At 46.9% G+C, this 23,427-nt stretch carries 24 protein-coding genes; all 24 read right to left on the reverse strand.

The window, feature by feature from the left end; all coding sequences use genetic code 11:
- Positions 1 to 618: a cytochrome c biogenesis heme-transporting ATPase CcmA gene (gene ccmA / locus L3V30_RS01885; RefSeq protein WP_012841536.1), complete on the reverse strand. Its 618-nt coding sequence runs from the start codon at positions 616 to 618 to the stop codon at positions 1 to 3.
- 286 nt (positions 619 to 904) lie between these two features.
- The gene (locus L3V30_RS01890) at positions 905 to 1,399 is read right to left on the reverse strand and encodes a DUF2802 domain-containing protein (RefSeq protein ID WP_237308351.1); all 495 of its coding nucleotides are present in this window, start codon (positions 1,397 to 1,399) and stop codon (positions 905 to 907) included.
- A gap of 14 nt (positions 1,400 to 1,413) precedes the next feature.
- Complete coding sequence (locus L3V30_RS01895; RefSeq protein WP_005380507.1) at positions 1,414 to 1,908, reverse strand: chemotaxis protein CheW; 495 nt, start codon at positions 1,906 to 1,908, stop codon at positions 1,414 to 1,416.
- A gap of 35 nt (positions 1,909 to 1,943) precedes the next feature.
- Positions 1,944 to 3,062: a chemotaxis protein CheW gene (locus L3V30_RS01900; RefSeq protein ID WP_109169795.1), complete on the reverse strand. Its 1,119-nt coding sequence runs from the start codon at positions 3,060 to 3,062 to the stop codon at positions 1,944 to 1,946.
- Positions 3,052 to 3,831 carry a ParA family protein gene (locus L3V30_RS01905; protein ID WP_167426336.1) on the reverse strand — a complete coding sequence of 260 codons (780 nt, stop codon included), beginning with the start codon at positions 3,829 to 3,831 and terminating at the stop codon, positions 3,052 to 3,054. Before L3V30_RS01905 ends, L3V30_RS01900 begins: the two co-directional genes overlap by 11 nt.
- A gap of 8 nt (positions 3,832 to 3,839) precedes the next feature.
- Positions 3,840 to 4,952: a chemotaxis response regulator protein-glutamate methylesterase gene (locus L3V30_RS01910; RefSeq protein ID WP_237308193.1), complete on the reverse strand. Its 1,113-nt coding sequence runs from the start codon at positions 4,950 to 4,952 to the stop codon at positions 3,840 to 3,842.
- A gap of 29 nt (positions 4,953 to 4,981) precedes the next feature.
- Positions 4,982 to 7,216 (reverse strand): chemotaxis protein CheA, encoded by a 2,235-nt coding sequence (locus L3V30_RS01915; protein ID WP_237308195.1) that lies wholly within the window; start codon positions 7,214 to 7,216, stop codon positions 4,982 to 4,984.
- A 9-nt stretch (positions 7,217 to 7,225) separates the two neighbouring features.
- Positions 7,226 to 7,966: a protein phosphatase CheZ gene (locus tag L3V30_RS01920; RefSeq protein WP_006741709.1), complete on the reverse strand. Its 741-nt coding sequence runs from the start codon at positions 7,964 to 7,966 to the stop codon at positions 7,226 to 7,228.
- Positions 7,967 to 8,086: 120 nt separating this feature from the next.
- Positions 8,087 to 8,455 carry a chemotaxis response regulator CheY gene (cheY, locus tag L3V30_RS01925; RefSeq protein ID WP_017635949.1) on the reverse strand — a complete coding sequence of 123 codons (369 nt, stop codon included), beginning with the start codon at positions 8,453 to 8,455 and terminating at the stop codon, positions 8,087 to 8,089.
- 45 nt (positions 8,456 to 8,500) lie between these two features.
- Positions 8,501 to 9,235, reverse strand: a complete 735-nt coding sequence (locus L3V30_RS01930; RefSeq protein ID WP_006741708.1) for an RNA polymerase sigma factor FliA — start codon at positions 9,233 to 9,235, stop codon at positions 8,501 to 8,503.
- Entirely contained in the window at positions 9,228 to 10,115 is an 888-nt protein-coding gene (locus tag L3V30_RS01935) for a MinD/ParA family protein (protein ID WP_005380498.1), read from the reverse strand. Before L3V30_RS01935 ends, L3V30_RS01930 begins: the two co-directional genes overlap by 8 nt.
- A 14-nt stretch (positions 10,116 to 10,129) precedes the next feature.
- Entirely contained in the window at positions 10,130 to 11,647 is a 1,518-nt protein-coding gene (gene flhF, locus L3V30_RS01940; RefSeq protein ID WP_012841533.1) for a flagellar biosynthesis protein FlhF, read from the reverse strand.
- 28 nt (positions 11,648 to 11,675) lie between these two features.
- A complete protein-coding gene (flhA, locus tag L3V30_RS01945) occupies positions 11,676 to 13,775 on the reverse strand; it encodes a flagellar biosynthesis protein FlhA (protein WP_041853026.1) in 2,100 nt (699 codons plus the stop codon).
- 210 nt (positions 13,776 to 13,985) lie between these two features.
- Entirely contained in the window at positions 13,986 to 15,116 is a 1,131-nt protein-coding gene (flhB, locus tag L3V30_RS01950) for a flagellar biosynthesis protein FlhB (protein WP_006741705.1), read from the reverse strand.
- A gap of 3 nt (positions 15,117 to 15,119) precedes the next feature.
- Positions 15,120 to 15,902: a flagellar biosynthetic protein FliR gene (fliR, locus tag L3V30_RS01955; protein ID WP_005384463.1), complete on the reverse strand. Its 783-nt coding sequence runs from the start codon at positions 15,900 to 15,902 to the stop codon at positions 15,120 to 15,122.
- A gap of 8 nt (positions 15,903 to 15,910) precedes the next feature.
- The gene (gene fliQ / locus L3V30_RS01960) at positions 15,911 to 16,180 is read right to left on the reverse strand and encodes a flagellar biosynthesis protein FliQ (RefSeq protein ID WP_012841532.1); all 270 of its coding nucleotides are present in this window, start codon (positions 16,178 to 16,180) and stop codon (positions 15,911 to 15,913) included.
- Positions 16,181 to 16,204: 24 nt separating this feature from the next.
- On the reverse strand, positions 16,205 to 17,074 hold the full coding sequence (gene fliP, locus L3V30_RS01965; protein WP_006741704.1) for a flagellar type III secretion system pore protein FliP: 870 nt from the start codon (positions 17,072 to 17,074) through the stop codon (positions 16,205 to 16,207).
- Positions 17,061 to 17,474, reverse strand: a complete 414-nt coding sequence (gene fliO, locus L3V30_RS01970; protein ID WP_012841531.1) for a flagellar biosynthetic protein FliO — start codon at positions 17,472 to 17,474, stop codon at positions 17,061 to 17,063. Before fliO ends, fliP begins: the two co-directional genes overlap by 14 nt.
- A 1-nt stretch (position 17,475) precedes the next feature.
- On the reverse strand, positions 17,476 to 17,886 hold the full coding sequence (gene fliN, locus L3V30_RS01975; RefSeq protein WP_012841530.1) for a flagellar motor switch protein FliN: 411 nt from the start codon (positions 17,884 to 17,886) through the stop codon (positions 17,476 to 17,478).
- A 59-nt stretch (positions 17,887 to 17,945) separates the two neighbouring features.
- Positions 17,946 to 18,992 (reverse strand): flagellar motor switch protein FliM, encoded by a 1,047-nt coding sequence (gene fliM, locus L3V30_RS01980; RefSeq protein WP_006741703.1) that lies wholly within the window; start codon positions 18,990 to 18,992, stop codon positions 17,946 to 17,948.
- A 7-nt stretch (positions 18,993 to 18,999) separates the two neighbouring features.
- A complete protein-coding gene (gene fliL / locus L3V30_RS01985; protein ID WP_012841529.1) occupies positions 19,000 to 19,503 on the reverse strand; it encodes a flagellar basal body-associated protein FliL in 504 nt (167 codons plus the stop codon).
- Positions 19,504 to 19,588: 85 nt separating this feature from the next.
- Positions 19,589 to 21,472 carry a flagellar hook-length control protein FliK gene (locus L3V30_RS01990; RefSeq protein WP_237308197.1) on the reverse strand — a complete coding sequence of 628 codons (1,884 nt, stop codon included), beginning with the start codon at positions 21,470 to 21,472 and terminating at the stop codon, positions 19,589 to 19,591.
- Between the two features lie 183 nt (positions 21,473 to 21,655).
- Entirely contained in the window at positions 21,656 to 22,099 is a 444-nt protein-coding gene (gene fliJ, locus L3V30_RS01995; RefSeq protein WP_085342885.1) for a flagellar export protein FliJ, read from the reverse strand.
- Positions 22,100 to 22,105: 6 nt separating this feature from the next.
- Positions 22,106 to 23,425 carry a flagellar protein export ATPase FliI gene (fliI, locus tag L3V30_RS02000; protein WP_006741701.1) on the reverse strand — a complete coding sequence of 440 codons (1,320 nt, stop codon included), beginning with the start codon at positions 23,423 to 23,425 and terminating at the stop codon, positions 22,106 to 22,108.
- Positions 23,426 to 23,427: the final 2 nt, after the last annotated feature.

Consider the following 23,427-nt stretch of genomic DNA (forward strand, 5'->3'; position numbering starts at 1 on the left):
TCAATCACCCAACTTTATTTTTCTAAGTTTCGGGCTGTCCGAAAACATATCTTGATGCGTCGTCAACACGACAATACCGCCATTATCAGCGTGACTTGCGAACAAAGATTCAAGCACTTTGACGCCTTGCTTATCGATGGCGGTCAACGGTTCATCTAAAATCCATAAAATTTGCTTACTGAGCCATAACCTTGCTAGTGCCACTCGTCGTTGCTGACCTGCGGAAAGCTGTGCTACAGGCACATCTTCTCGACCGGCTAAACCAACTTGAGTTAAAGCAGTGAAGATTTCTTCGTCAGAAGAGCGGTTATTTTGAATAGATTGGTAAAAACGTAAGTTTTCTAGTGCGGTAAGCTCTCGTTTCACTCCAGTTTGATGCCCTAAGAACAGCAGATCTTGATGGAAAACATCACGAGATTTTTCAACCTCTTCTCCTTTCCACTTAATGATGCCTTCTTCTCTATCACCTAAACCTGTCACAATACGTAGTAACGTAGTTTTGCCAGTACCATTGCGCCCTTCTATCTGGACCAATTCACCAGGCTTAATTTCAAACTGCAGGTTTTCAAACAGGACCCTCTCATCACGGATCGCTGTCAGGTTAGATACTTCTAACATAGAGCTTCAACTAAAAAATGAACGAAGCGCTATATTAGCACAGCTTAGTTATGACAAAACAGGATAAGAGGGCTGGGATGTATGTAAGTTCATGTATTTTTGTTAATTAATCGTCACACTTTAATAAAATTAACTATAAGTAGTTATAAGCTCTCATTTTAACTTGGGGAGCGAGTGCTAAGAATGAAAAGAGCTTAAGGTAATCTAGGGCTGTATTGCAAAAAGATAATTAGTAACCGAACACAAAAAAAGAGGCTTATCACCTCTTTTTATCGCTTTAAAACCTTTAGCGTCGACGACGTCCACGCGCCGGGTATTCTGCATCATCTGATGGCTGACCGCTTAGTGGTGGAATTTTCTCTTTTCCCGCCAGTTTTTTCTGTAGTGAAAGCATCAATTCCGCTTCAGCTTTTGGCAGTTCACACTCTTCAATGAGCTCATTGATATCTGCACCAAGCTGTACCATTTTAGAAGCTCGACTGTACAAGCGACCATCAGTATCAGCGTGTTCGAGTTCACGAATTCTCTCGTTTAGGTGCTGAATAATGTCTTGTTGTTCCGTTACTTTTTGTCCAAGACCAACGACAACCGAACGCACTTCGAGTAACTGCTTACTCAACTTTTGTACTTCTTTATCTACATGTCGAGACTGTGCTCGTTGCTGGTCTACTTGCTTTTGCAACCCCGAGCGAATGCGCAGTTGCAAAACAACCAACACCAACACGATAAAAGCGACGCCACCCGCAAAGAATGGAACAGATAAAAGAGTCTCTTCAGCCATCATTATTCAGCCCATTATAGGTGAGCCATCTCGTCCCATTCGTCATCCGTTAGGAGCTTGTTCAAATCCACAAGGATAAGAAGTTTGCCGTCACGGTTGCTCACACCTTGGATGAACTTCGCGCTTTCATCAGTACCGACAGAAGGCGTCGTGTCAATTTCAGAAGAACGTAGGTAAACCACTTCTGCCACACTATCTACCAAGATACCAATCACTTGACGCTCTGACTCGATCACAATAATACGAGTATTATCTGTAACTTCGCCTTCCATCAGGCCGAAACGCGAACGCGTGTCGATAACAGTAACCACGTTACCACGCAGGTTGATGATACCCAGAACATAATCTGGCGCACCTGGAACGGGTGCAATTTCAGTATAACGAAGTACTTCACGAACTTGCATTACGTTGATGCCGTACGTTTCTTCTTCTAGCTGGAACGTCACCCACTGAAGAACTTCGTCATTCGATGCATCTTTCTTCACTTCTACTTCAAAAGCTTGAGACATAGTTAATCCTCGTTAATGTCGTTCCCGACTTAAATCTAATTCAGTGATTTGACATCTAAACCGGCGTTTAGCATGTCAATGAGCGCCTGGACATGAATTAAGGCGCACATTTTTTCTTTTACCATGCCCGCTAGCCAAGGACGCTTACCCGCCTGTTCACGCCAGCGAACCTTGTCGATATTGAGCGTTTCCGTACCCATTAGTTGGTTACTGGCCAGCCCCCACATGCTCTCTCCAAGCATGACAACATATTGGTAATTATCTTTGTAACTGTCATCGCGAAGCTTATCTGCCATCACCCATTTCGCGGTATCGACGACATCAAACTGCTGCTCACGGTTTGTTTGTAGCCCCAAATACCAGGCGGGCTTTCCTATCAAATGGTTAAGCTCGCTGATGCGATGAATACCACCTAACTCATCAAGCGGTACGGCAAACGTGACATCATTCACATCAAAGTAAAGCACTTGAAAATCTTCACTTCGCTTCGTGCTTTCCCAGTCAGTTGGTATTTCGGAACCTGTTTGTGTCTCGAGCTCGGTATCAACGTTCGATTCTATATTGACATCATGCTCAATCACCGATTGAGGTTCAACCAGTTCTGGCTGAGTTTCCTCAAAAACTGGCGCATCAATCACCCAGTCTTGTATCTCTTCAACTGTTTGTAACTCGGGCGCCTCACTAACGGTTTGTACGTCTGGCTCAGCCGCTTTTATTTCTGCTGCAATATCAATCGTATTTTGTTCAAGAATACTATCAATATCTAACTCAGCTACAGGGTTGCTTGCTTCAAGCTGACTTAATAACCTTTGCACATCTTCCAGATTTGGGGCTTCCAATTCTGGCGGGTACGCTTCTTGAAACTGGTATGTTTCCGGCTCCGAGTATTGAAACTGCAATTCTGGCTCTGGCTCTGGCTCTGGCTCTGGCTCTGGCTCTGGCTCTGGCTCTGGCTCTGGCTCTGGCTCTGGCTCTGGCTCTGGCTCTGGCTCTGGCTCTGGCTCTGGCTCTGGCTCTGGCTCTGCAGATGATATTTCTTGAGCCAGCAAGTCAAGCTCTTCCTCAAGAGTCGTTGCTTCAGCCTCATCACCCAATAGCGCATTAAAGTAGTCATCAAGCGCTTGTTCACTGGAAAGCACGTCGTTACTGCTCATCGAACGCTAACCTCTCCAGGTAAATCAGTAACTGTTTATACGCAAACACACCACGACTACCAGATGCAAAATGCGATGCTGGCAAATGCTTTAAACTAGCATCACGGAACTTGGTATCAATCGGCACCGCAGAGGTCCATACTTGATTTGGGTAATCTTTCTTCAGTTGCATCAATGTCTGCAAAGACGCTTTGGTGCGCTTGTCATACATCGTTGGAACGATAGTCACTTTGAAACCACCCGGACGAGACTTTTGCATAATGGTTAACGTGCGCATCATGCGTTCCAAGCCTTTCATCGCCAAAAACTCGGTTTGAACGGGAATCAAAATTCGGTCACTGGCGGCCAGTGCGTTGACCATCATCACACCAAGAATTGGCGGGCAGTCAATCAACACATAATCATAGTCTTGTGAGACCGCTTGTAGAGCTCGTTTTAAGATCAGCCCCATCCCACTGCGATTCCCCATGACACGATCAAGCGTCGCAAGGGACATATGCGCGGGAATGATATCCATCCCTTCCAGTTTTGTCTCTAGGATTAACGGCCTCACCGTTTCACGAGAGAATGTCTTCAACTGGAATAAATCAAATAGGCTCGAAGTTACTGCGTCAGGATCATAACCAAGATAGGTAGTCAGTGATGCGTGAGGGTCAGTATCGACCATCAGTATGCGATGACCTTTTTGACTCAGCAAACCCGCTAATGTCACTGTTGAGGTGGTTTTACCCACGCCACCTTTCTGGTTAGCTACACTCCAAACAATCATGATGAATCCTACGCTAGGCCAACTTCCACCAACATGCGTTCAGCAATGCGGTCAAGCGGTAAATCTTCTGAAGAAATGCCTGCTTTAGCAACAGCTTGGGGCATACCATAAACAACACAACTTTCTTCATCTTGAGCCCAAATAGTTGAGCCTGCAGACTTCAACATACGAGCACCTTCACGACCGTCTGCACCCATGCCAGTCAGTATTAAAGAGAGCACTTTGTCACCGTACACTTTGGCTGCAGAACCAAAAGTCACATCCACACATGGTTTGTAGTTCATGCGGTCGCCGCCATCAATGATACGAAGACGAGCAGCCCCTGATCGACCATCCACCATCATTTGCTTACCACCTGGAGCCAGGTATGCCACACCTGGCTGCAAGACGTCGCCATCTTGTGCTTCTTTCACTTGAATCTTACACAAGGTATTCAAACGGCTAGCAAATGCAGCAGTAAAGGTTGCTGGCATATGTTGGATCAACAGGATCGGATGCGGGTAGTTCATCGGTAAACGCGTCAGAATTTTTTGCAAAGCAACCGGACCACCAGTCGACGTGCCAATTGCGGTCAGTTGATACTTCTTACCAGAGGCTCGGAACTTTGCCGCAGCCGGTCGAGCAGGAGCTGGAGTCGCTGGCGAAGCCGTTCTTGAACCTAGTGGACGAGCTGCCGCACTGGTACTCGCAGCAGCGCGAGTGATTGGTCGACGCATAAAAGCGCGCTTCGAAGCAATCTGAATAACTCGTTGCTGAAGCAGTGACACCGCTTCTTCGCGGTTACGTGCGATGTCTTCAAACTTTTTCGGTAAGAAATCCAATGCGCCCGCATCAAGCGCATCAAGCGTGGCTTTCGCCCCGTCATGAGTCAGGGACGAAAACATTAGGATTGGCGTTGGAGCCGCTGCCATGATTTCACGTACAGCTGTAATGCCATCCATCACTGGCATTTCAATATCCATCGTGATGACGTCCGGTTTAAGAGATTTGGCTTTCTCAACCGCCTCTCTGCCATTTACCGCAACGTCAATCACTTCTAGGCGCGATTCTGAGTTGATGATTTCGCTCACGCGACGTCGAAAAAAACTCGAATCATCAACGACTAGTACTTTAATCGCCATCTTATTCCTTTTAATAACGTCAGCTTTGCTTAAAGGCGTGAAGCCGCAGCATATCGCTTAAGTAAATCAGGCACATCTAGAATTAATGCAATATGGCCATCGCTAGTGATTGTTGCACCAGCCATGCCCGGAGTGCCTTGCAATAGATTATCGAGTGGCTTAATAACCACTTCTTCTTGACCAATAAGCGTATCCACAACAAAACCAACGCGCTGGTTACCGATCTGTACAATAACCACATGACCGTGACCAGTACGCTCTTCGACGTTTTGTGATTTGGATGCTAACCAGTTCTGTAGGTAAAATAGCGGGATAGATTTTTCACGCACAATGATCGTCAACTGACCATCTACCACGTTTGTGCGACTCAGATCCAAGTGGAAGATTTCGCTCACCGAAGCCAGTGGTAGTGCAAACGGATGACCGCCAACGCCAACCATCAGTGTTGGTAGGATCGCAAGCGTCAGTGGTACTTTGATGGTGATCTTAGTGCCCTTACCTAGCTCAGAATCGATATCGATTGAACCATTTAAGGTGTTGATCGCCGTCTTAACCACATCCATGCCAACGCCACGGCCAGAGATGTCAGAAATTTTATCTTTACTTGAGAAACCTGGCGCAAAGATAAGGTTGAAGCACTCTTTGTCTGTTAAACGGGCCGCTGCATCTTCGTCCATCATGCCGCGCTTAACCGCGATACCACGCAGTTTGTTCGGGTCCATACCGCCGCCATCATCTACGATGGATAGCTCAATGTGATCCCCTTCTTGTGATGCAGACAAAATCACTTTACCTGTGCGTGATTTACCTGCTTTCGCACGGTCGTCTGGCATTTCAATACCGTGGTCAACCGAGTTACGAACCAAGTGAATCAATGGATCAGCCAATGCTTCTACAAGGTTTTTATCGAGATCGGTTTCTTCACCGCGCATTTCCAGCACGATGTCTTTATTTAGGTTACGCGCCAAGTCACGGACAACGCGTGGGAAACGGCCAAATACTTTCTTGATTGGCTGCATACGCGTTTTCATTACCGCGCCTTGCAGATCCGCCGTTACGACATCAAGGTTGGCGACCGCTTTGGACATTTCTTCATTGTCGCTGTTCAAACCAAGGCTTAATAGACGGTTTCGGACCAATACAAGCTCACCTACCATGTTCATGATGGTATCAAGCGTTGAGGTATCGACACGAACGGTTGCCTCGGCCTGAGGCTTTTTAACCGCTGGCGCTTTCGCCTCTTCTTTCACCGCGACAGGTTTAGATTCTGGTTTTGGTGCTGGAGCCGGAGTTGGCGCTGCTGGTGCTGGCTTAACCGCAGGCTCAGGTTTCGCAGGGCTTTCCTCTACGTTTGCTGATGCCGGCTTCGTTGCCATATCCAGTTCTTCCAGCGTGGGACCTTTGCCCGCACCATGTAGCTCATCGAGTAACTTTTCGAACTCTTCGTCCGTCATTAAGTCACTATCTTGATTTGCTGACGATGCAACTGGCGCAGCTGGTTCTGCCGCTTTAGGAGGTTCTGCTGGTGCAGATGCTGCAGCCTCTGCCGCTGATGGACTTTTGCCAACGCCGTGAAGTTCGTCAAGTAGACGCTCAAATTCATCGTCAGTGATATCGCCACTTTCAACTGATGGCGCACTTGATTGAGGGGGCTCTGATGGCGTTGTTGGTGTCGCAGGTTCTGAAGCGCCTGGAGCTGAGCCTTTACCATGAAGCTCATCCAGCAGCTTTTCGAATTCGTCTTGGGTAATTTCATCAACAGAGCCGACACTTGACGCTGGCGCGGCAGGTTCTTCAATAACAGGCTCAGGACTGACAGGTTCAGGAGTAACCACTGGCTGTTCAACCACGGTTGCAGCGACTTCATCTTCTGATTCAGGTTTACATAGACGATGAAGTTCTTCAAGAAGGGCAGGATCCGCAGCTTCCAATGGCTCACGATCTTGAACAGCTTGGAACTGGGTATTGACCGTATCCAACGCTTTTAGCATCGTATCCATTAAGTTTTGCGTAACCGTGCGTTGGCCGTTTCGTAAAACGTCGAACACGTTCTCCGCACCATGACAAGTATCGACTAGCTCTGCCAAAGACAGGAAGCCAGCACCGCCTTTTACGGTGTGAAACCCGCGGAAAATTGCATTAAGTAAGTCTTTGTCTTCTGGGTTATTTTCCAATTCAACCAACTGCTCAGAAAGCAGTTCGAGAATTTCCCCAGCCTCAATGAGAAAGTCCTGAAGAATATCTTCGTCTAAATCGTAGCTCATACGTTACCTTTAAAATCCAAGACTGGACAATAAGTCATCGACTTCGTCCTGCGATGAAACCGCATCTTCTCTCAGTTCTGGATGAAGAATCGGGCCTTCGGCTTCGCTTGTTTGTGTATTCTTTTTATCTGCCGGTTCTGACAAAACTTGAATGTGTTCTTCAGGTTTATTTCCAGAGAATACGGTTAGGATTTCCACTAAGCGGCCTTCTACTTCATTTACCAACGTAATTACGCGGCGAATAATCTGGCCAGTTAGGTCTTGGAAGTCTTGCGCCATGAGAATTTCGGTCAATTGACCACGCAACTCAGTGCTGTCACCTTCGACTTGAACTAATAGCTCGTCGATTCGGTGACAAAGTGCTTTGAATTCGCTTAATTCGATGCGCCCGTGCATGAGTTCATTCCATTGAGGACGAACTTTCTGAAGGCAATCATGCAGGTTGTCAGCGATAGGAAGGCAGCAGTCGACTGCATCCATCGTTTTGTTGGCTGCTAGCTCTGTCTTCTCGATCACATAATTAAGACGATCCCTTGCGTTAGGGATTTCGTCTTTCGCAATTTCGGTCATGCGCTGATCGAGACTGAACTGCTTGAGTGATTCGTGAAGGTCTCGAGTTAAGGCTCCAATTTCTTGCAGCATTGGATTCTCGGCACCTTCGTAGATCGAGGCAACAAGCATATTGGCTTGGTCTTGTTCCCCGTTTTCTAGCATTTGAACGAGTGACTTCGCCTGCTCTAGTGAGATCATTCTGAATAGACCCTTTTACGTTTAGTTCTTCTTATCACTTTAAAAACGCTAAACGAGTCATTTAATAAGTATTTAATAATTGGTATGAATGACTCGAATAACAAAGAGAAAAAGAGAGAGTTATAAACGCTCGAAAATTTTATCTAATTTTTCTTTTAATGTTGCAGCAGTAAATGGCTTAACAATGTAGCCGTTTACGCCTGCTTGAGCAGCTTCAATGATCTGCTCACGCTTCGCTTCAGCCGTGATCATTAGAACTGGCAAATGCTTAAGTTCTGCATCCGCGCGGATGTGTTTAAGCAAATCGATGCCTTGCATACCTGGCATGTTCCAGTCAGTTACAACAAAATCGAAGTCACCTTTTTTCAGCATTGGTAATGCGGTTAAACCATCGTCCGCTTCTTGAGTGTTATTGAAACCCAAGTCACGAAGCAGGTTTTTAACAATACGGCGCATTGTTGAGAAATCATCAACAATAAGGATCTTCATGTTTTTATTCAAAATTGCCTCCACTGAATCGTAAAATCAGTGTTTTTAGTCATTTTGTGTCCACGCACTGAGCTTGGTGCGCAAACGTTGCATCGCTTGACTCAGTATTTGACTTACGCGAGATTCGCTTACGCCTAACACATCGCCAATTTCTTTCAAATTGAGTTCTTCATCATAATAAAGCGAAAGTACCAAAGCTTCACGCTCTGGAATCTGTTTTATTGATTCAACCAGTGCTTTTCGAAATGATTCATCGGCAACCCCTTTGAATGGGTTACTGTCATCAGTTTCATCTGCAGGTGAAATCACATCATCAGAAACGCCTAAATCTTCAATACCGACTAATTTTGAGCAGTTGATATCGGTCAGAGCACTATGATATTGATCCAGTGTCATACCGAGATGCGTGGCTACTTCAGAATCAGTAGGATCTCTATTTAATTCGCCTTCCAGTTCCGCAATCGCTTGGTTAATCTCTCGATTATTTTTATGAACAGAACGCGGTACCCAATCGCCTTTGCGCATGTCATCTAACATTGCGCCACGAATACGGATACCTGCATAAGTTTCAAAGCTCGCACCTTTAGAACCATCATAATTCTGCTGAGCTTCGATAAGACCGATCATGCCGGCCTGAATTAAATCCTCTACCTGAACACTCGGCGGTAAACGGCCTAATAGGTGGTGAGCAATGCGCTTAACCAACACTGAGTAGCGCTCTATAAACGCTTGCTGGCTATTAAACTTGCCATGTTGGTCATAGGTTATCGCTTTATTCACCAAAAGGGTCCTCTGCGAATTCGGTACGATTTAGCAACCTTTCCACAAAAAATTCCAAGTGTCCACTTGGTGTTTTCGGTAGTGGCCACGTTAACGCTTTGTTTGCTAGTGAGCTGATAGCTAAAGCGGCAGGTGAGCGAGGGAACGCATCAACGACAATTTTTTGTCTTTTTACAGCCTGTCGTACTTTATCATCTAATGGAATACATGCTACGAGTTCAAGGCTGACATTCAAGAATCGCTCTGTGACTAGCGTCAACTTTGCAAACAATTCTCGCCCTTCACGGTAGCTTCTGACCATATTTGCTACAACTTTAAAGCGTTGGACCTGGTGTTCTTTACTTAACAGCTTAATTAACGCATATGCATCTGTGATTGAAGTTGGTTCATCACACACAACCACAACGACGTCTTGAGCTGCTCGCGAAAAACTGATTACCATGTCAGAAATGCCTGCGGCGGTATCTATCAGCAGGACGTCCATTTCGTCTTCAAGACTACCAAATGCTCGAATGAGTCCAGCATGTTGAGCGTGAGAAAGCTCAGTCATGCTCTGTGTGCCAGAAGTTGCAGGGATTATCTTTATACCATAAGGCCCTTCGACAATCGCATCTTTTAGCTCACATTCACCCGCTAAGACATGTCCTAGATTACGTTTTGCACGAATTCCGAGCATCACGTCCACATTGGCCAGACCTAAATCAGCGTCGAGAACCATCACCTTCTTGCCTTGGCGAGCCATACAAATCGCCAGACCCAGTGTTACGTTTGATTTCCCCACACCACCTTTGCCGCCAGTAACAGCAATCACTTTGGTCAACGATGGTTGTGTTAAGCGACGGAGGCCGCTTGCTTGATCGTGTATCATATTCTCAGTCATAGTAGTCCGCCGCCTTAGAGTCCTTCACTGTCACTATTCCAAAAGTGAGGTTCGTTCTCTGTCGACTTCTCTAACAGTTCATTTGCTTTCGCAAGCATATATTTTGGTTGCGCTATCACAATGTCCTCTGGCACGCGCTGACCATTAGCGATGTAAGCCACTGGCATTGCATTTTGAATCACTACACTGATGAATTCGCCTAGACTTAATGACTCATCAAGCTTCGTCATAATACAACCCGAAAGTGGTATGCGTCGGAAGTGATCCAGCGTTTCTTGTAGAACGCGACGTTGTGCGGTAGCTGGCAAAACAAGGTAGCTGTGAATCACTTCTCCGCTCTCTTGCATTAGAGTATCGAGCTGCTCAGAAAGCCTGACATCTCGTTGCCCCATCCCTGCCGTATCGACCAAAATCAGTCTTCTGTTTCTTAGCTGATATATAACATCGGCTAACTCGTTAGAATCTTTAGCAACTCTTACGGGACAACCCATGATTCTTCCGTAAATTGAGAGCTGCTCATGTGCACCTATGCGATATGTATCTGTTGTCACAAGGGCCACATTGTCGGCACCGTATTCCATGGCGGCACGTGCTGCGAGCTTCGCAACGGTGGTTGTTTTTCCCACCCCCGTCGGACCTAACAGTGCGACCACACCACCACGTTTTAAAATGTCCTGTTTAGGAATATTGATTTGATCCGCCACCAGCGACAACAACGCTTTCCACGCTCGCGCTGGTTTTGTATCTTCCGGGATATAGCACGCCATTTGGTCTGCTAACTCCGGAGAAACGCCCATACGCTCTAAGCGCTTAATCAGCATTGCTCTGAGCGGCTCTCGACGTTCCACTTCCTGCCACATCAAGCCAGAGACTTGATGCTCTAGAAGACGACGAATTGACGTCATCTCTTCGCGCATACTCTCCAGCTCATCGGCAGACTCTTCTCGCTCATCACTTGGACGGCGGCGATCATAGCGTGTCGGATCCAACTTCGGCGTTGGACGCTCAAATCGATTATCTTGTGCGATTAACTTCGCCAAAGGTGAATCTGGTTGATATGGCGCTGGCTTTTCTTGGTTGTAGCCGTCGCGATGCTTATTCTGGCGTTGCAATAAAGCAGAGAGCGAATCTTCATTTTCCGCTACATGATCGTCAGCATCTGCTGCACCACCACTATATTGCTTAAGCATGTTAGCGAATCGCTGCGTCATCGAGCCTGTTTTTTCGTTGTTACTGTTATTACTGTTCAGGCTAATTTTATCTTCATCTAAATGACGATCTTGATAACGATCTGCAGAAGACGATGACATTTGACGATGTTCGTTATAGCGATTCGATTGAGAAGCACCGCGATTTTGTTGTGACGCTGCGCTTGCTTGAGACGGGTTAGATTCACTATCTATCGCCGCAACAATCGCCACCCCACCAGCCACTTTCTTGTTTGACATGATCACCGCTTCCGCGCCTAACTCCTCTTTCACTTGGAGCAGCGCCGTTCTCATGTCTTTGGCAAAAAATCGCTTTATTTTCAAACTATGAATCCATTAATGATGCGTGAGATCAGTTACCCACGGCTTGCACAATTCTGATCTGTTTTTCATCCGGGATTTCTTGGTAAGACAGTACCCGGAGATTAGGTATTGTGTTCTTCACAAATTTCGCCAACGTCGAGCGTAATACACCGGAAGTAAGCAGAACGGCAGGTTCGCCTTTCAATTCTTGTTCCTGTGTCGCTTGGCTTAGTGAAGACTGCAATCGTTCAGCGAGCCCCGGTTCAATCCCCGCGGATTCGCCTCCTGATGCTTGCATAGTTTGATGCAATATTTGTTCCAGTTCAGGTATCAAAGTAATCACTGGCAGCTCAGGCTCTATACCATTGATTTCTTGAACAATTAGACGTTTTAGACTAATTCGAACTGCTGCCGTCAATATGTCAGCTTCTTGACTCTTACTTGAGTACTCAGCCAAAGTTTGAACAATCGTGCGAATATCGCGGATTGGGATGGCCTCGTTTAACAAGTTTTGTAGGACTTTCACCACCACACCTAATGGTAATTGGTCAGGAACAAAGTTCTCAACCAACTTAGGCGCGCTGCGTCCTAACATTTCTAATAAATTCTCTACTTCTTCATGACCAATCAACTGCGATGCGTTATTAGTCAATAACTGGCTCAGGTGCGTCGCTAATACTGTCGATGAGTCAACAACCGTATAACCTAACGCCTGAGCATGCTCACGCTGATCTTCGCGAATCCATACAGCTTCCAGTCCAAATGCAGGGTCAATGGTTGGCTCGCCATCAATCATGCCATACACCTGACCTGGGTTAATCGCTAGCTCTTGATCCGGACGAATCTCAGCTTCGCCCACCGCAACCCCCATTAATGTGATTCGATAGCTGTTTGGCGTCAGTTCAAGGTTGTCACGTATGTGAACCGCAGGGATTAAGAACCCAAAATCTTGCGATAGCTTTTTACGCACACCTTTTACGCGCTCTAACAGTTCTCCACCTTGGTCTCGGTCCACTAGCGGAATCAAGCGGTAACCCACTTCTAGGCCAATAATATCGACTGGCTGGACGTCGTCCCAAGATAGTTCGCGTTGTGATGAAGGCTCTGCACCTTCGTCGGCTTTCGCTGGTAAAGCCGGTTCTTTCGCTTTCTGCTTTTGGCGTTTATCGATGAAATACGCCGCCGCGCCAGCCGCGACCGCCAGACTCAAAAACGCAAAGTGTGGCATGCCCGGTACGATGCCCATCACACCGAGAATAGCTGCGGTAATCATCAGTGCTTTTGGGTTGTCGAACATCTGGAAGACCAGCTGTTCACCCATGTCTTCATCGGTGTTTTGACGCGTCACCATCATCGCTGCTGCAATCGACAGCAATAGCGATGGAATCTGTGCAACTAGGCCGTCACCAATCGTCAGCAAAGTATAGATTTCAATTGCCTCACCGAAACCCAATCCATACTGCGCCATACCGATCGACAGACCGCCGATGATGTTGATAAACAGAATCAAAATACCGGCAATCGCGTCACCTTTTACGAACTTCGAGGCACCATCCATTGAACCGTAGAAATCCGCTTCTTTTGTCACTTCAAAACGACGAACTCTTGCTTGTTCTTGGTCTATCAATCCGGCATTTAAGTCCGCATCAATCGCCATCTGCTTACCTGGCAACGCATCAAGGGTGAAGCGAGCACTTACCTCAGAGATACGACCCGCACCTTTGGTCACCACCATAAAGTTGATGATCATTAAGATAAGAAAAACCACTAAGCCGACCGCGTAGTTACCACCAATAACGACATTACCAAACGCTTCAATTACGTTACCTGCCGCGTTGCCGCCTTCGTGACCATGCAGTAAGACGACACGCGTCGAGGCAACGTTCAGCGCCAAACGCAACAAGGTCGCGATCAGCAGTACCGTCGGAAAAGCGGCGAAGTCCAACGGACGACGTGTGTAAACGGTCACTAACAACACCACCATCGACAACGCGATGTTAAAGGTGAAGAACATATCCAGCAAAAAGGCTGGAATAGGCAGCACCACCATCGCTAAGGTGGCCAAAACCATCACCGGCGCGCCAATAGCTGGCATTTCACGCTGAGGGATTCGTGGCAATTTATCTGCAAATGGCAGGCTTAACTTCATACTACGAGAGATCTCAATCGATTGAAGCGTCACGTTAGCTCTTACTATTAATACGCGACCGCTTTGGCCTAAAAGTTTAGGTATGGTTGATAATTAAGGCGTTTTAAGCAAGCTATGTACCATAATTAACGCCAAAATAATGACTAAACACTCAAGTAGAGCTTAATATCTGATTAAATTAGCCTTTTTAGAATTAGGCTTCTTTTAGCATTAGTGCCGGTGTTCTGGCGGGATTGGCAAATCGTAATCCTGAATTTTGGGGCGCTGACCACCTCGCTTTCGGTATTGCTTCAACTGGAATACAAATGCCAAAACCTGAGCCACCGCAGTAAACAATCCATCGGGGATCTCTTGTTCTAGCTCAGTAGTATGGTACAGCGCACGAGCAAGTGGCGGAGCAGGTACAATTGTGATGTCATGCTCTCGGGCGACTTCTCGAATCTTCATTGCCATGTGATCAGTACCTTTAGCGATCACTACTGGCGCACGGTCTGTCTTCTGTTTATAACGAAGCGCAACCGAAAAGTGCTCTGGGTTGGTAACAATAACATCAGCCTGAGGAACATCTGCCATCATACGACGTTGAGCCGCTTCTCTTTGCAGCATACGAATGCGTCCTTTGACCTCTGGCTTACCCTCGGTTTCTTTATATTCGTCTTTGACTTCTTGCTTGGTCATTTTTAACTGATCAGCGTGCTGCCAGATTTGAAATGGAATATCGATGGCAACCACGATCAACAGCGAACAGCTGATCAACAAGATAAAGTTCAGCAGAATATCTAAAGCATGGAAGATGTTTTGCGGATACACATCCATACTTAATTGAATCAGATCCGCCTGCGATGCTTGGATCAAATAGATCGCGACACCAGTAACCAAAACCACTTTAAGAATTGATTTGATCAACTCTACCCAGCTTTGCATTCCCACCATCCGCTTTAAACCGCTAAGCGGATTCATTTTCGACAGCTTTGGCATAGCGGCTTGAGCAGAAAAGCTGATTCCTCCCACACCCGCAGCACCAATCATGGCGGCAGTAAACAACGTAGCTAGCACCAAAAATAGAGGGAACAACAAATCGGTCATCGCCCCTAAAGCAATGTCAAATAGCTTTGCCGTATCAAAAATCTCTTCTCGTTGAAGATCAAATAAACGGCTCATGATGGAAAACAGTGAGCGTGCTAACGCCTCGCCAAACCACATCAGTGAAATGGCGCCAACGATCAGTACAGATGCTGATGCAAGCTCTTTAGATCGAGCGACCTGCCCCTTTTCTCTGGCTTGTTGTAACCGTCGGGGCGTGGCTTCTTCGGTGCGTTCCTGACCGTCTGATTCTGCCAAATCTTAGCACTCCAAGCGAATAAGCCGACAAATCTGCGCCTCACCCACTGTCCAGAACATTTCATAATGACTGTATAGACCAGCCAGTATGTACCAACACAGTAATAGACCCACCATCAACGCAAACGCAAAACCAAGCGAAAAGATATTCAGCTGTGGTGCAGCACGGGTCATTACACCAAACGACAAGTTAATGGTAAGTAGTGCAATAATTCCAGATAGCGACATACTCAGTGCCGTTTGGAACATAATACCAAGCCAGCCTGCCATTTCACGGAAATCAACCGCGTTGAGCGAGCCGGAACCAATCGGCAAGGTTTTAAAGCTGAACACTACCAGTTGCAGCATTTTCAAGTGCCCATCGGTGGCAAGGAAAAACATTGTCGTCAAAAACATGAATAGCTGACCAAGCAATGGCGTGTTCTGACCATTTGCGGGATCAACCATAGAAGCGAAACCCAAACTTGATTGCATACCCAATATTTGGCCCAACAAGACAAAAGTTTGAATCATAAATTGAGTGACCATACCCATCGCAATACCGATGATCATTTGCTCGGCAATGGTCATAAAACCCCGAAACGAGAGCAACTCAATGTCTTGAGGCACTGCAGGGATCGCTGGCATGACGGCAAAAGTAATGGCTAACCCGAGGTAAAGGCGGATTCGTGGTGAGACAAATCGAGCCCCAGTTACCGTCATCACCATCAGCATGGAAGAGATACGAACGTAAGGCCAGAAATAGTTTGCGATCCAATCTAAGACAACGCTAGTGGGGTACTCCATAGGCGCCTCTAATAAAGCACCTGAGGTAAGCGCTCAATCAAGCCATAGAAATATTCCATCAACATTTGCGTCATCCAGTGACCAAATAGCATTAGAGCCAAAAGCGTGACAATCAAACGCGGCAAGAAGCTCAATGTTTGTTCGTTGATGGAAGTCGCAGCTTGGAAAATCGCAACAATAAGGCCGATAAGCAAACTTGGGATGATAATGGCGCAGACCATGATAAGCACCATCCAAAGTGCTTCACGGAAAAGCTCGACAAACATTTCTGGTGTCATGTCTTATCCTCTATCTGCGCTAATCTAAAGGGCGAAACTGCCCGCGAGTGTCGAAAGTATCAAGTTCCAACCATCGACCAATACGAACAGCATCAACTTGAACGGCAACGAAACAATCATTGGTGACAACATCATCATACCCATTGCCATCAGTACCGACGCTACCACGAGGTCAATAATCAAAAACGGCAAGAAGAGCATAAAACCAATTTGGAATGCAGTTTTTAACTCCGAGGTGATGAAAGCCGGAATCAACACCGCCATCGACACATCTTCTGGGTTCTCAACTTGCTCTCCTGACATGGTTACGAACGTCTCCAAATCTTTGATTCGGGTCTGTTTAAGCATGAACGCTTTCATTGGCGCTTGTGCAGCATCAAATGCTTCTCGAGCCGTGACTTGCTCGTTCAAATAAGGCTGAACGGCTTTATCGTTGATTTCGTTCAGGACGGGAGACATAACAAAGAAGGTCAAAAACAGCGCTATACCAATGATGACCTGATTAGACGGCGTTTGTTGCAAACCCATTGCCTGACGCAATATCGACATCACCACAACAATTCGAGTAAACGACGTCATTAGAATCACCATGGCAGGCAAGAAGCCAAGCATGGTCATTAACGCTAGGATTTGTAGCGTAACCGAGTAATCTTCACTGCCATCTGGGTTCGTGGTCATGGTGAATGCTGGAATACCACCGCCACTAGAAACGGACATAGCACGACTGGCGCCAGTATCACTTTGCATCGCCTGAACAGTGACGCTACTTCCATCAGCCAAGTTGTCAGGCAGAGCAGACTCCTCTGCCTCAGCAAACGAAAATGAAGAAAACAGCACGCCGACGAAAAGCAACAACGTGCTCAGGAGCAAACGAATCGGGTTACCCTTTGTCATGTTTTTTGATCAGTTGGCTAAATTGAGTCGCAAAAGCATTGGTCGCCAACTCTTCCTCTTTCAGTGGCTTATCTAACTTGGCTAACGTTTGGATTGATTGGCTGGTAATTCCAACCAAAAACTGCTCTTCACCCACTTGAACTACGGCGATTCTTTCTTTGGTGCCCACTGGCAACTGACTCACAATACGCAAGCCTTTTTGTTGTCCCATCGCAGGCACTTGCATACGTTTAAGTAGCCAAGCCAACAAAAGAATCACACCGATCACAAGCACAAGCGAGCCCAGTGTCGTCGCAAGATCCAGATTATTTGGTGCGGCAGCAAATGCATAAGGAGCACTCAGCATTAAGCTCAGTGCTCCAGTGATTTGCTTCAATCGCGTTTTGATTGAGCGGCTCATCTTAACGTAGCTTCTTAATTCGTTCAGTTTGGCTGATCACATCCGTCAAACGGATACCAAACTTATCGTTCACGACCACGACTTCGCCATGCGCAATCAGTGTACCGTTGACTAATACGTCCAATGACTCGCCCGCTAGACGATCCAACTCAACAACCGAACCTTGGTTCAACTGCAATAAGTTCCGAATGCTGATTTGTGAACGACCGACTTCCATCGAAATCGTCACCGGAATATCCATGATGGTGTCGAGTTTACGACGCTCATCTTCGGTAATTGGGCTTGAAGTGTCTTTTAGCTCTTCCAGTGGCGCGGCCAATACTTCATCTACGTCAACAGAAGGTGCAGACGGGTCTTCGCCAAGAGCGGCTGCCCATTCATCTGCTAGCTTTTGATCGTCACTTGGTTCCATTTTTCTATCCTGTGTTAAGCCTTATTTAATGCCAAAGCATGTCTGTTCAATAAGGTATCTTAATCGTCTATATCGTCTTCATTCTCAAGCTCAGACATGATGTCTTTGCCCAAGAAAGCTAAATCTGTTTTGACTACATGTGGGCGCTCAATTTCCTCAGAAATTTGCACCGCTAATTTGTCTTCCGAACGGCCCATTTTTACGCGATAGGTCGGCAGGTCTTCCACAAACATTGTCGCATGTTCTGGCATTTCAATCGGGATGATGTCGCCCGGTTGCAGTTCCATGAGATCACGCAAAGAGATGTCTTTTTCAAGCAAGTTAACGCGAAAGTTAACCGGACAATCCATGATCTCTTCACGCAATGCTGAGCTCCAACGGACGTCTGTCTCCATCTTGTCGGACTGAACACCTGCATCCAACAGTTCACGGATCGGCTCTACCATGGAGTAAGGCATAACAACATGAAAATCGCCGCCGCCGCCATCGACCTCAATGTGGAAAGAACTCACGACAATCACTTCTGTCGGGCTGACAATGTTAGCCATACTTGGGTTTACTTCAGAGTCGAGATATTCGAACTCCACCCCCATCACTGGCGACCACGCTTCTTTGTAGTCTTCAAATACAATCTTCAGCAGCAGCTGAATGATGCGGCGTTCCGTTGGGGTAAATTCGCGCCCTTCGATTTTGGCATGGAATCGACCATCCCCACCAAAGAAGTTTTCTACCAGAATAAAGACTAAGCGAGCCTCCATGGTGATCAACGCTGTACCTTTTAACGGACGAAAACGCACCATGTTCAAACTGGTTGGCACGTACAATGTGTTTTGGTATTCGCCAAACTTCATCATCTGCACGCCATTGATCGACACTTCTGCCGTTTTACGCAGCATATTAAACAGACTAATACGCATGTGTCGTGCAAAGCGCTCGTTGATAAGTTCGAGCGTCGGCATTCGACCACGTACAATCCTGTCTTGCGACGAGAAATCAAAATTGACGGCACCTTCGTTGTCGTTTTCTATCGGTTCATCGACGTCATCAACATCGTCAACCCCGTGCAATAGCGCATCAATTTCGTCTTGGCTTAATAGATCGGTCACGTTTTACCTATTGAATAACAAAATCTGTAAACAGTACTTTTTCAATCACTGGCTTACCGACCGCAGCGTTTAGCGCTGCTTTGATATCTTCGGAAGCACGATCGCGCAATTCCACTCGTCCCGTTGGAGAACGCAACTGATCAACCGTCGCCGAAGCAAACGTTGATAACAAAGAGCTCTCAATCAGTGGCGAATGGTACCGCGCCAACTCTTCATTCTCTGCACCGCGAACCATTAACTGCGCTTTAATTTGTACCAGTCTGTCGCGACGGTCCCCAGTAACGTTAAATACAAATGCCTGAGGAAGATTCACGTAGGCAATGGGCGAGGCATCTGATGCCTTCGCTTGAACCTGTTGAGACGCTTCAGCCTGAGCTGGCTCATCAGAGCCCATGAGAAAGAATGCTGCTGCACCACCGCCAAGTAGCAATACCACAACAGCGATTATGATGATAAGTAACTTACCTTTTCCTTTCGGCGCATCGGCCCCTTGTAACTGTTCTTCTGCCATTGTTGTCTCTTATTATTCTTTTAGGTTACCGAGATGCTTGAGGAAGTCGTTTGGTAACCTTGTATTATTGCCTTTAAACGGCCTGTTATGCGTAAAAGCTAATTCCATCACGCTTTGAAGCCACATTCAAATCCAGATTGACGTCAGCATCAAAGCTCTCTTCTGATTGTCCAGAAAAACCGCTGCCTTGAGCGCTTTGACCATGTTGCTCAGCAGTATACCTACCTTGCTGCTGCCCGCTGTTTTGTTGCTGAACAGAAGAATCAGCCAATTGCATGCCCTGCTGCGCCAACATCTCCCTCAAGCGAGGAAGCGTCTGTTCAATGATGTCACGCGCTTGCGGGTTGTTCACCGTAAAATGCACATTAGCTACATCGTTGTTCATCGTCATACGAATTTGCATACGACCTAATTCTGGTGGATCAAGACGAATATCGAGGTTTTTTAGGTTCTTCGACATCATCATTTGCACTTTTTCCGCCACTTGCTCATTGGCTAGCTCTTTGGTCAGTTGCAACGGAAGCTGAGCTTGCTGCGCGGCATCAATACGCGCTTGTTGCTGCACGTTTGTTCCTTGTTGACCCGCCATCGCCTGAAGCTGCCCTGCTAAACCATGTTGAAGTTCTGGTTTATCTTGCTTATCCGCTGTCGCTTTAAGTGCACCAGCAGCCAATGCGGCATTCACAACTTTCTGGTTAATCTCTCCATCCTTCACGCCTTGAAGCGCAGTCGGCAAATGAGCTGCGGCCAACGCATCTGGCATCGGAGATACTGCGACTTTATCTGCACTCTGAACAGCTTGCGGCTGAGCTGATTGAGTCACAAAATTAAGGGCTTGCTGAGACATCCCCATAGGCGCAGCCTGGCGAGCCAAATGATGTTGTACTTGCTGCTCGGCGAGAACCTGTTTAACGTCAGTAGGAAGCGCAACAAACTGGGCAAGATCTTGCTCTGGAATATCGGCAATGACCGTCCCTTTTTTCAACCCTTTTATGATCTCAGCTTCTTGCTGAGTCAGTGGTTTTCCCTGCGCCAGTTTGGTATCTATGAGTTCGAGTTCATCCAAAGAAACACGCTGAAGCGCATCAATTTTAGAGCCATTCAAACCTACCTCCAGTGGCGATAGTTCATTGGCAACGTCACCACTGACCATGCCCTTCTCGGTTGGGTGACTGACTTGTTTAGCCAGACCTTGCCAAGTAGCAAACTCAGACGAGAGCTTATCAACATCGATAGGTTGACCATGCTTATCTAAAATTGGCTCTAAGCCTTGCCCGGCCATTGCCTGCACTTGTTCAAGCGATTGAGCTGATGGCATGTCATTCAAAGCAAGTTCATCAATGTCTGTTGTTTGCCCGTTAACCGAGTGCTCTAAACCCGCTCGTTGAGGCAAAACTTTGCCACTATCGATGGATGCATTATTCGCTTTCAAGGTTTGATTCGCTTGTTCAATACGACCAAGCAGCTGTTGTCCTTCACCCATCGCGCTTTTTGCGCCATTAGCAGCTGAAGGGGCGCTCGAGAGTGAACCTACTTTCTCAGTGACATCAGCATCATTTTGCGAGTGCGCGCCTTGTTTGGCTTCCAGTAGGCTTACTTCATCACTTTGAATGGTGTTCGCATGCTCTGTCAGCATATCGCCAGAGCGGCTTTGCTCTTGAATAGCAGTGTCTTGGCTTTCTTGCGCCAGAAACTCTTCGGCGTCGTTACTACTCGCTTGAGCCACGTCTGTGACCGCTTCTTGGCTATCAGCTTTTCCAGACGAAAGCTTGTTAATCTCGACACTGTTTTGTTCTTCACCGTTTAGTGATTTCGTTGCTACTTTTTCTGGCTTTTGTGAACCTGAAAATGCATCCGTCAAGGTTTCCAAAAAACCCTTGTTCTCCGCGTTTTCTGTAGGTGCTTGTGCGGCAGAGTCAGACACTGACGTCTTGCTCGTCGCAGAAACATTGGACAAATTCACATTCATATAGAAATTCTCATTATCAGCAGCTTCGAGCGCTAGGTCGCTGCTAAATTGCACACGGTGGCAAATTTAGGTTATTGGGATGCTCATCTACAAAGATATCTGCAAAAATTACGCCAATAACAAGCTCATTGCTGCAGTGACAAAACGAGCGTTATAAGTGGAAGCAACATCAACTTTTAAACATTAAAAAGGCTTCGCTCGACGGCTGTAAAGCAACGTTGAAAACTCGTCCATTTGCTTTTGTTCTCGTTTGGCTTCCGAAAGCTGTTTCTCTTTCTCACGCTTTTCGATCATCCACTCATAGGATTTGCGTTCTTTGCGTACTGTTAACCAGTATTCTTGACAGTTTTCTACCTGTTCTTTGAAATGACTTTCTGCTTGTTTCTGCTTAGATAACGTTTCGTCTAGCTGAGTGAGAAAGCGATTTAAATGCCCATATTCGCTTGCCGTTAAGCCCGCCTGCCCACGGTCGATAAGCTGTTGGCAATAATCAAGGCGATACTTTTCGATTTGCTCAACCTGACGGTAATAATCTTCAAGTTCAGAACGCGCTTTGTTCAGCGCAAGTACGGCTTGATCTTCACGCTCTTTAGTCTGCTCAAGTAGGAACTCCATCGCATTGTTCATGCGCTATCACCCGCCCAAAATGTTTCTAAGCATGTTGACGCACATATCGTATGGCACCGATTCTTTCATGCTCTGCTGTAAGTATTCGTCTAACTTTGGCTTCAATGTAAACGCGCCATCGATAGCAGGATCGGTGCCCGGTTTGTACGCCCCAATCGAGACCAAATCTTGGTTCTTGCGGCAAATCGACAAGACCTGACGTACCGCTTTCGACATCAGAACATGTTCTTCAGTGGTGATTTGCGGCATAACACGGCTAACCGACTTTTCGACGTCAATCGCAGGATAATGGCCTGCATCCGCCATTTCACGGGACAGCACAATGTGACCATCAAGAATTGCCCGCGATGCATCCGCAATCGGGTCTTGTAAATCATCGCCCTCGGTCAACACGGTAAAGAACGCCGTAATTGAGCCTTGTTCGGCGCTTCCGTTACCCGCACGCTCAACCAAAGCAGGTAGCTTGGCGAACACAGATGGCGGATAGCCTTTTGTCGCTGGCGGCTCACCAACAGAAAGTGCGATTTCACGCTGCGCTTGCGCAAAACGCGTCAAGGAATCCATCAATAACAGAACGTCCAAACCTTGATCGCGAAAGTACTCTGCAATGGTTAAGGCGGTTTGACAGCCTTTCAAACGCATTAATGGTGACGCATCGGCAGGCGCAGCCACCACGACAGAGCGACGTCGTCCATCCTCACCTAAAATCTCTTCGATAAACTCTTTAACTTCGCGTCCACGCTCACCTATCAGACCAACCACAACAACTTGTGCGGTTGTACCTCGCGTCATCATGCCAAGCGTGACCGATTTACCCACACCAGAGCCGGCAAACAGACCGATACGCTGACCTTTACCTACCGTCAATAATCCGTTAATCGCTTTCAAGCCCACATCAAGTGGCTCTGAAATTGGCTTTCGAGCTAGCGGGTTGATTGGCTCAGCATTAAAAGAGGCGCGATGATCGGTATACAACGGGCCAAGTCCATCAAGCGGATTACCAACCCCGTCAATCACGCGACCAAGCAACTCCATGCCAACAGGCAAGCCAGCGTCACTGGTTAATGGCGTCACTCTAGCGCCAGGCAAAATGCCCGTAATTTGCTCGCTTGGCATCAAAAATAGGTTATCGCCTGAAAAACCGACGACCTCGGCTTCCATCTGACCGGACATGGTTTCCACTAAGCATAAACTGCCAATTGGCGCGCGACAGCCTGTCGCTTCCAACGTTAACCCAACCACTCGAACCAGTTTGCCAGAGGCAACTGGGCGCGTCGTTAAGCCTTCAACTTTGTAGTTTCTTAAACGGTCAGCCAATGCTTGCATGG

The organism is Vibrio sp. A1-1 (assembly GCF_021728175.1).
Taxonomy (GTDB): Bacteria; Pseudomonadota; Gammaproteobacteria; order Enterobacterales; family Vibrionaceae; genus Vibrio; species Vibrio diabolicus.

Bases quoted from the DNA above. Each gene is read 5' to 3' on its own strand.
- ccmA (WP_012841536.1), bottom strand. From the start codon at position 618: ATGTTAGAAGTATCTAACCTGACAGCGATCCGTGATGAGAGGGTCCTG.
- L3V30_RS01890 (WP_237308351.1), bottom strand. From the start codon at position 1,399: ATGGCTGAAGAGACTCTTTTATCTGTTCCATTCTTTGCGGGTGGCGTC.
- L3V30_RS01895 (WP_005380507.1), bottom strand. From the start codon at position 1,908: ATGTCTCAAGCTTTTGAAGTAGAAGTGAAGAAAGATGCATCGAATGAC.
- L3V30_RS01900 (WP_109169795.1), bottom strand. From the start codon at position 3,062: ATGAGCAGTAACGACGTGCTTTCCAGTGAACAAGCGCTTGATGACTAC.
- L3V30_RS01905 (WP_167426336.1), bottom strand. From the start codon at position 3,831: ATGATTGTTTGGAGTGTAGCTAACCAGAAAGGTGGCGTGGGTAAAACC.
- L3V30_RS01910 (WP_237308193.1), bottom strand. From the start codon at position 4,952: ATGGCGATTAAAGTACTAGTCGTTGATGATTCGAGTTTTTTTCGACGT.
- L3V30_RS01915 (WP_237308195.1), bottom strand. From the start codon at position 7,216: ATGAGCTACGATTTAGACGAAGATATTCTTCAGGACTTTCTCATTGAG.
- L3V30_RS01920 (WP_006741709.1), bottom strand. From the start codon at position 7,966: ATGATCTCACTAGAGCAGGCGAAGTCACTCGTTCAAATGCTAGAAAAC.
- cheY (WP_017635949.1), bottom strand. From the start codon at position 8,455: ATGAAGATCCTTATTGTTGATGATTTCTCAACAATGCGCCGTATTGTT.
- L3V30_RS01935 (WP_005380498.1), bottom strand. From the start codon at position 10,115: ATGACTGAGAATATGATACACGATCAAGCAAGCGGCCTCCGTCGCTTA.
- flhA (WP_041853026.1), bottom strand. From the start codon at position 13,775: ATGAAGTTAAGCCTGCCATTTGCAGATAAATTGCCACGAATCCCTCAG.
- fliR (WP_005384463.1), bottom strand. From the start codon at position 15,902: ATGGAGTACCCCACTAGCGTTGTCTTAGATTGGATCGCAAACTATTTC.
- fliQ (WP_012841532.1), bottom strand. From the start codon at position 16,180: ATGACACCAGAAATGTTTGTCGAGCTTTTCCGTGAAGCACTTTGGATG.
- fliP (WP_006741704.1), bottom strand. From the start codon at position 17,074: ATGACAAAGGGTAACCCGATTCGTTTGCTCCTGAGCACGTTGTTGCTT.
- fliO (WP_012841531.1), bottom strand. From the start codon at position 17,474: ATGAGCCGCTCAATCAAAACGCGATTGAAGCAAATCACTGGAGCACTG.
- fliN (WP_012841530.1), bottom strand. From the start codon at position 17,886: ATGGAACCAAGTGACGATCAAAAGCTAGCAGATGAATGGGCAGCCGCT.
- fliL (WP_012841529.1), bottom strand. From the start codon at position 19,503: ATGGCAGAAGAACAGTTACAAGGGGCCGATGCGCCGAAAGGAAAAGGT.
- L3V30_RS01990 (WP_237308197.1), bottom strand. From the start codon at position 21,472: ATGAATGTGAATTTGTCCAATGTTTCTGCGACGAGCAAGACGTCAGTG.
- fliJ (WP_085342885.1), bottom strand. From the start codon at position 22,099: ATGAACAATGCGATGGAGTTCCTACTTGAGCAGACTAAAGAGCGTGAA.
- fliI (WP_006741701.1), bottom strand. From the start codon at position 23,425: ATGCAAGCATTGGCTGACCGTTTAAGAAACTACAAAGTTGAAGGCTTA.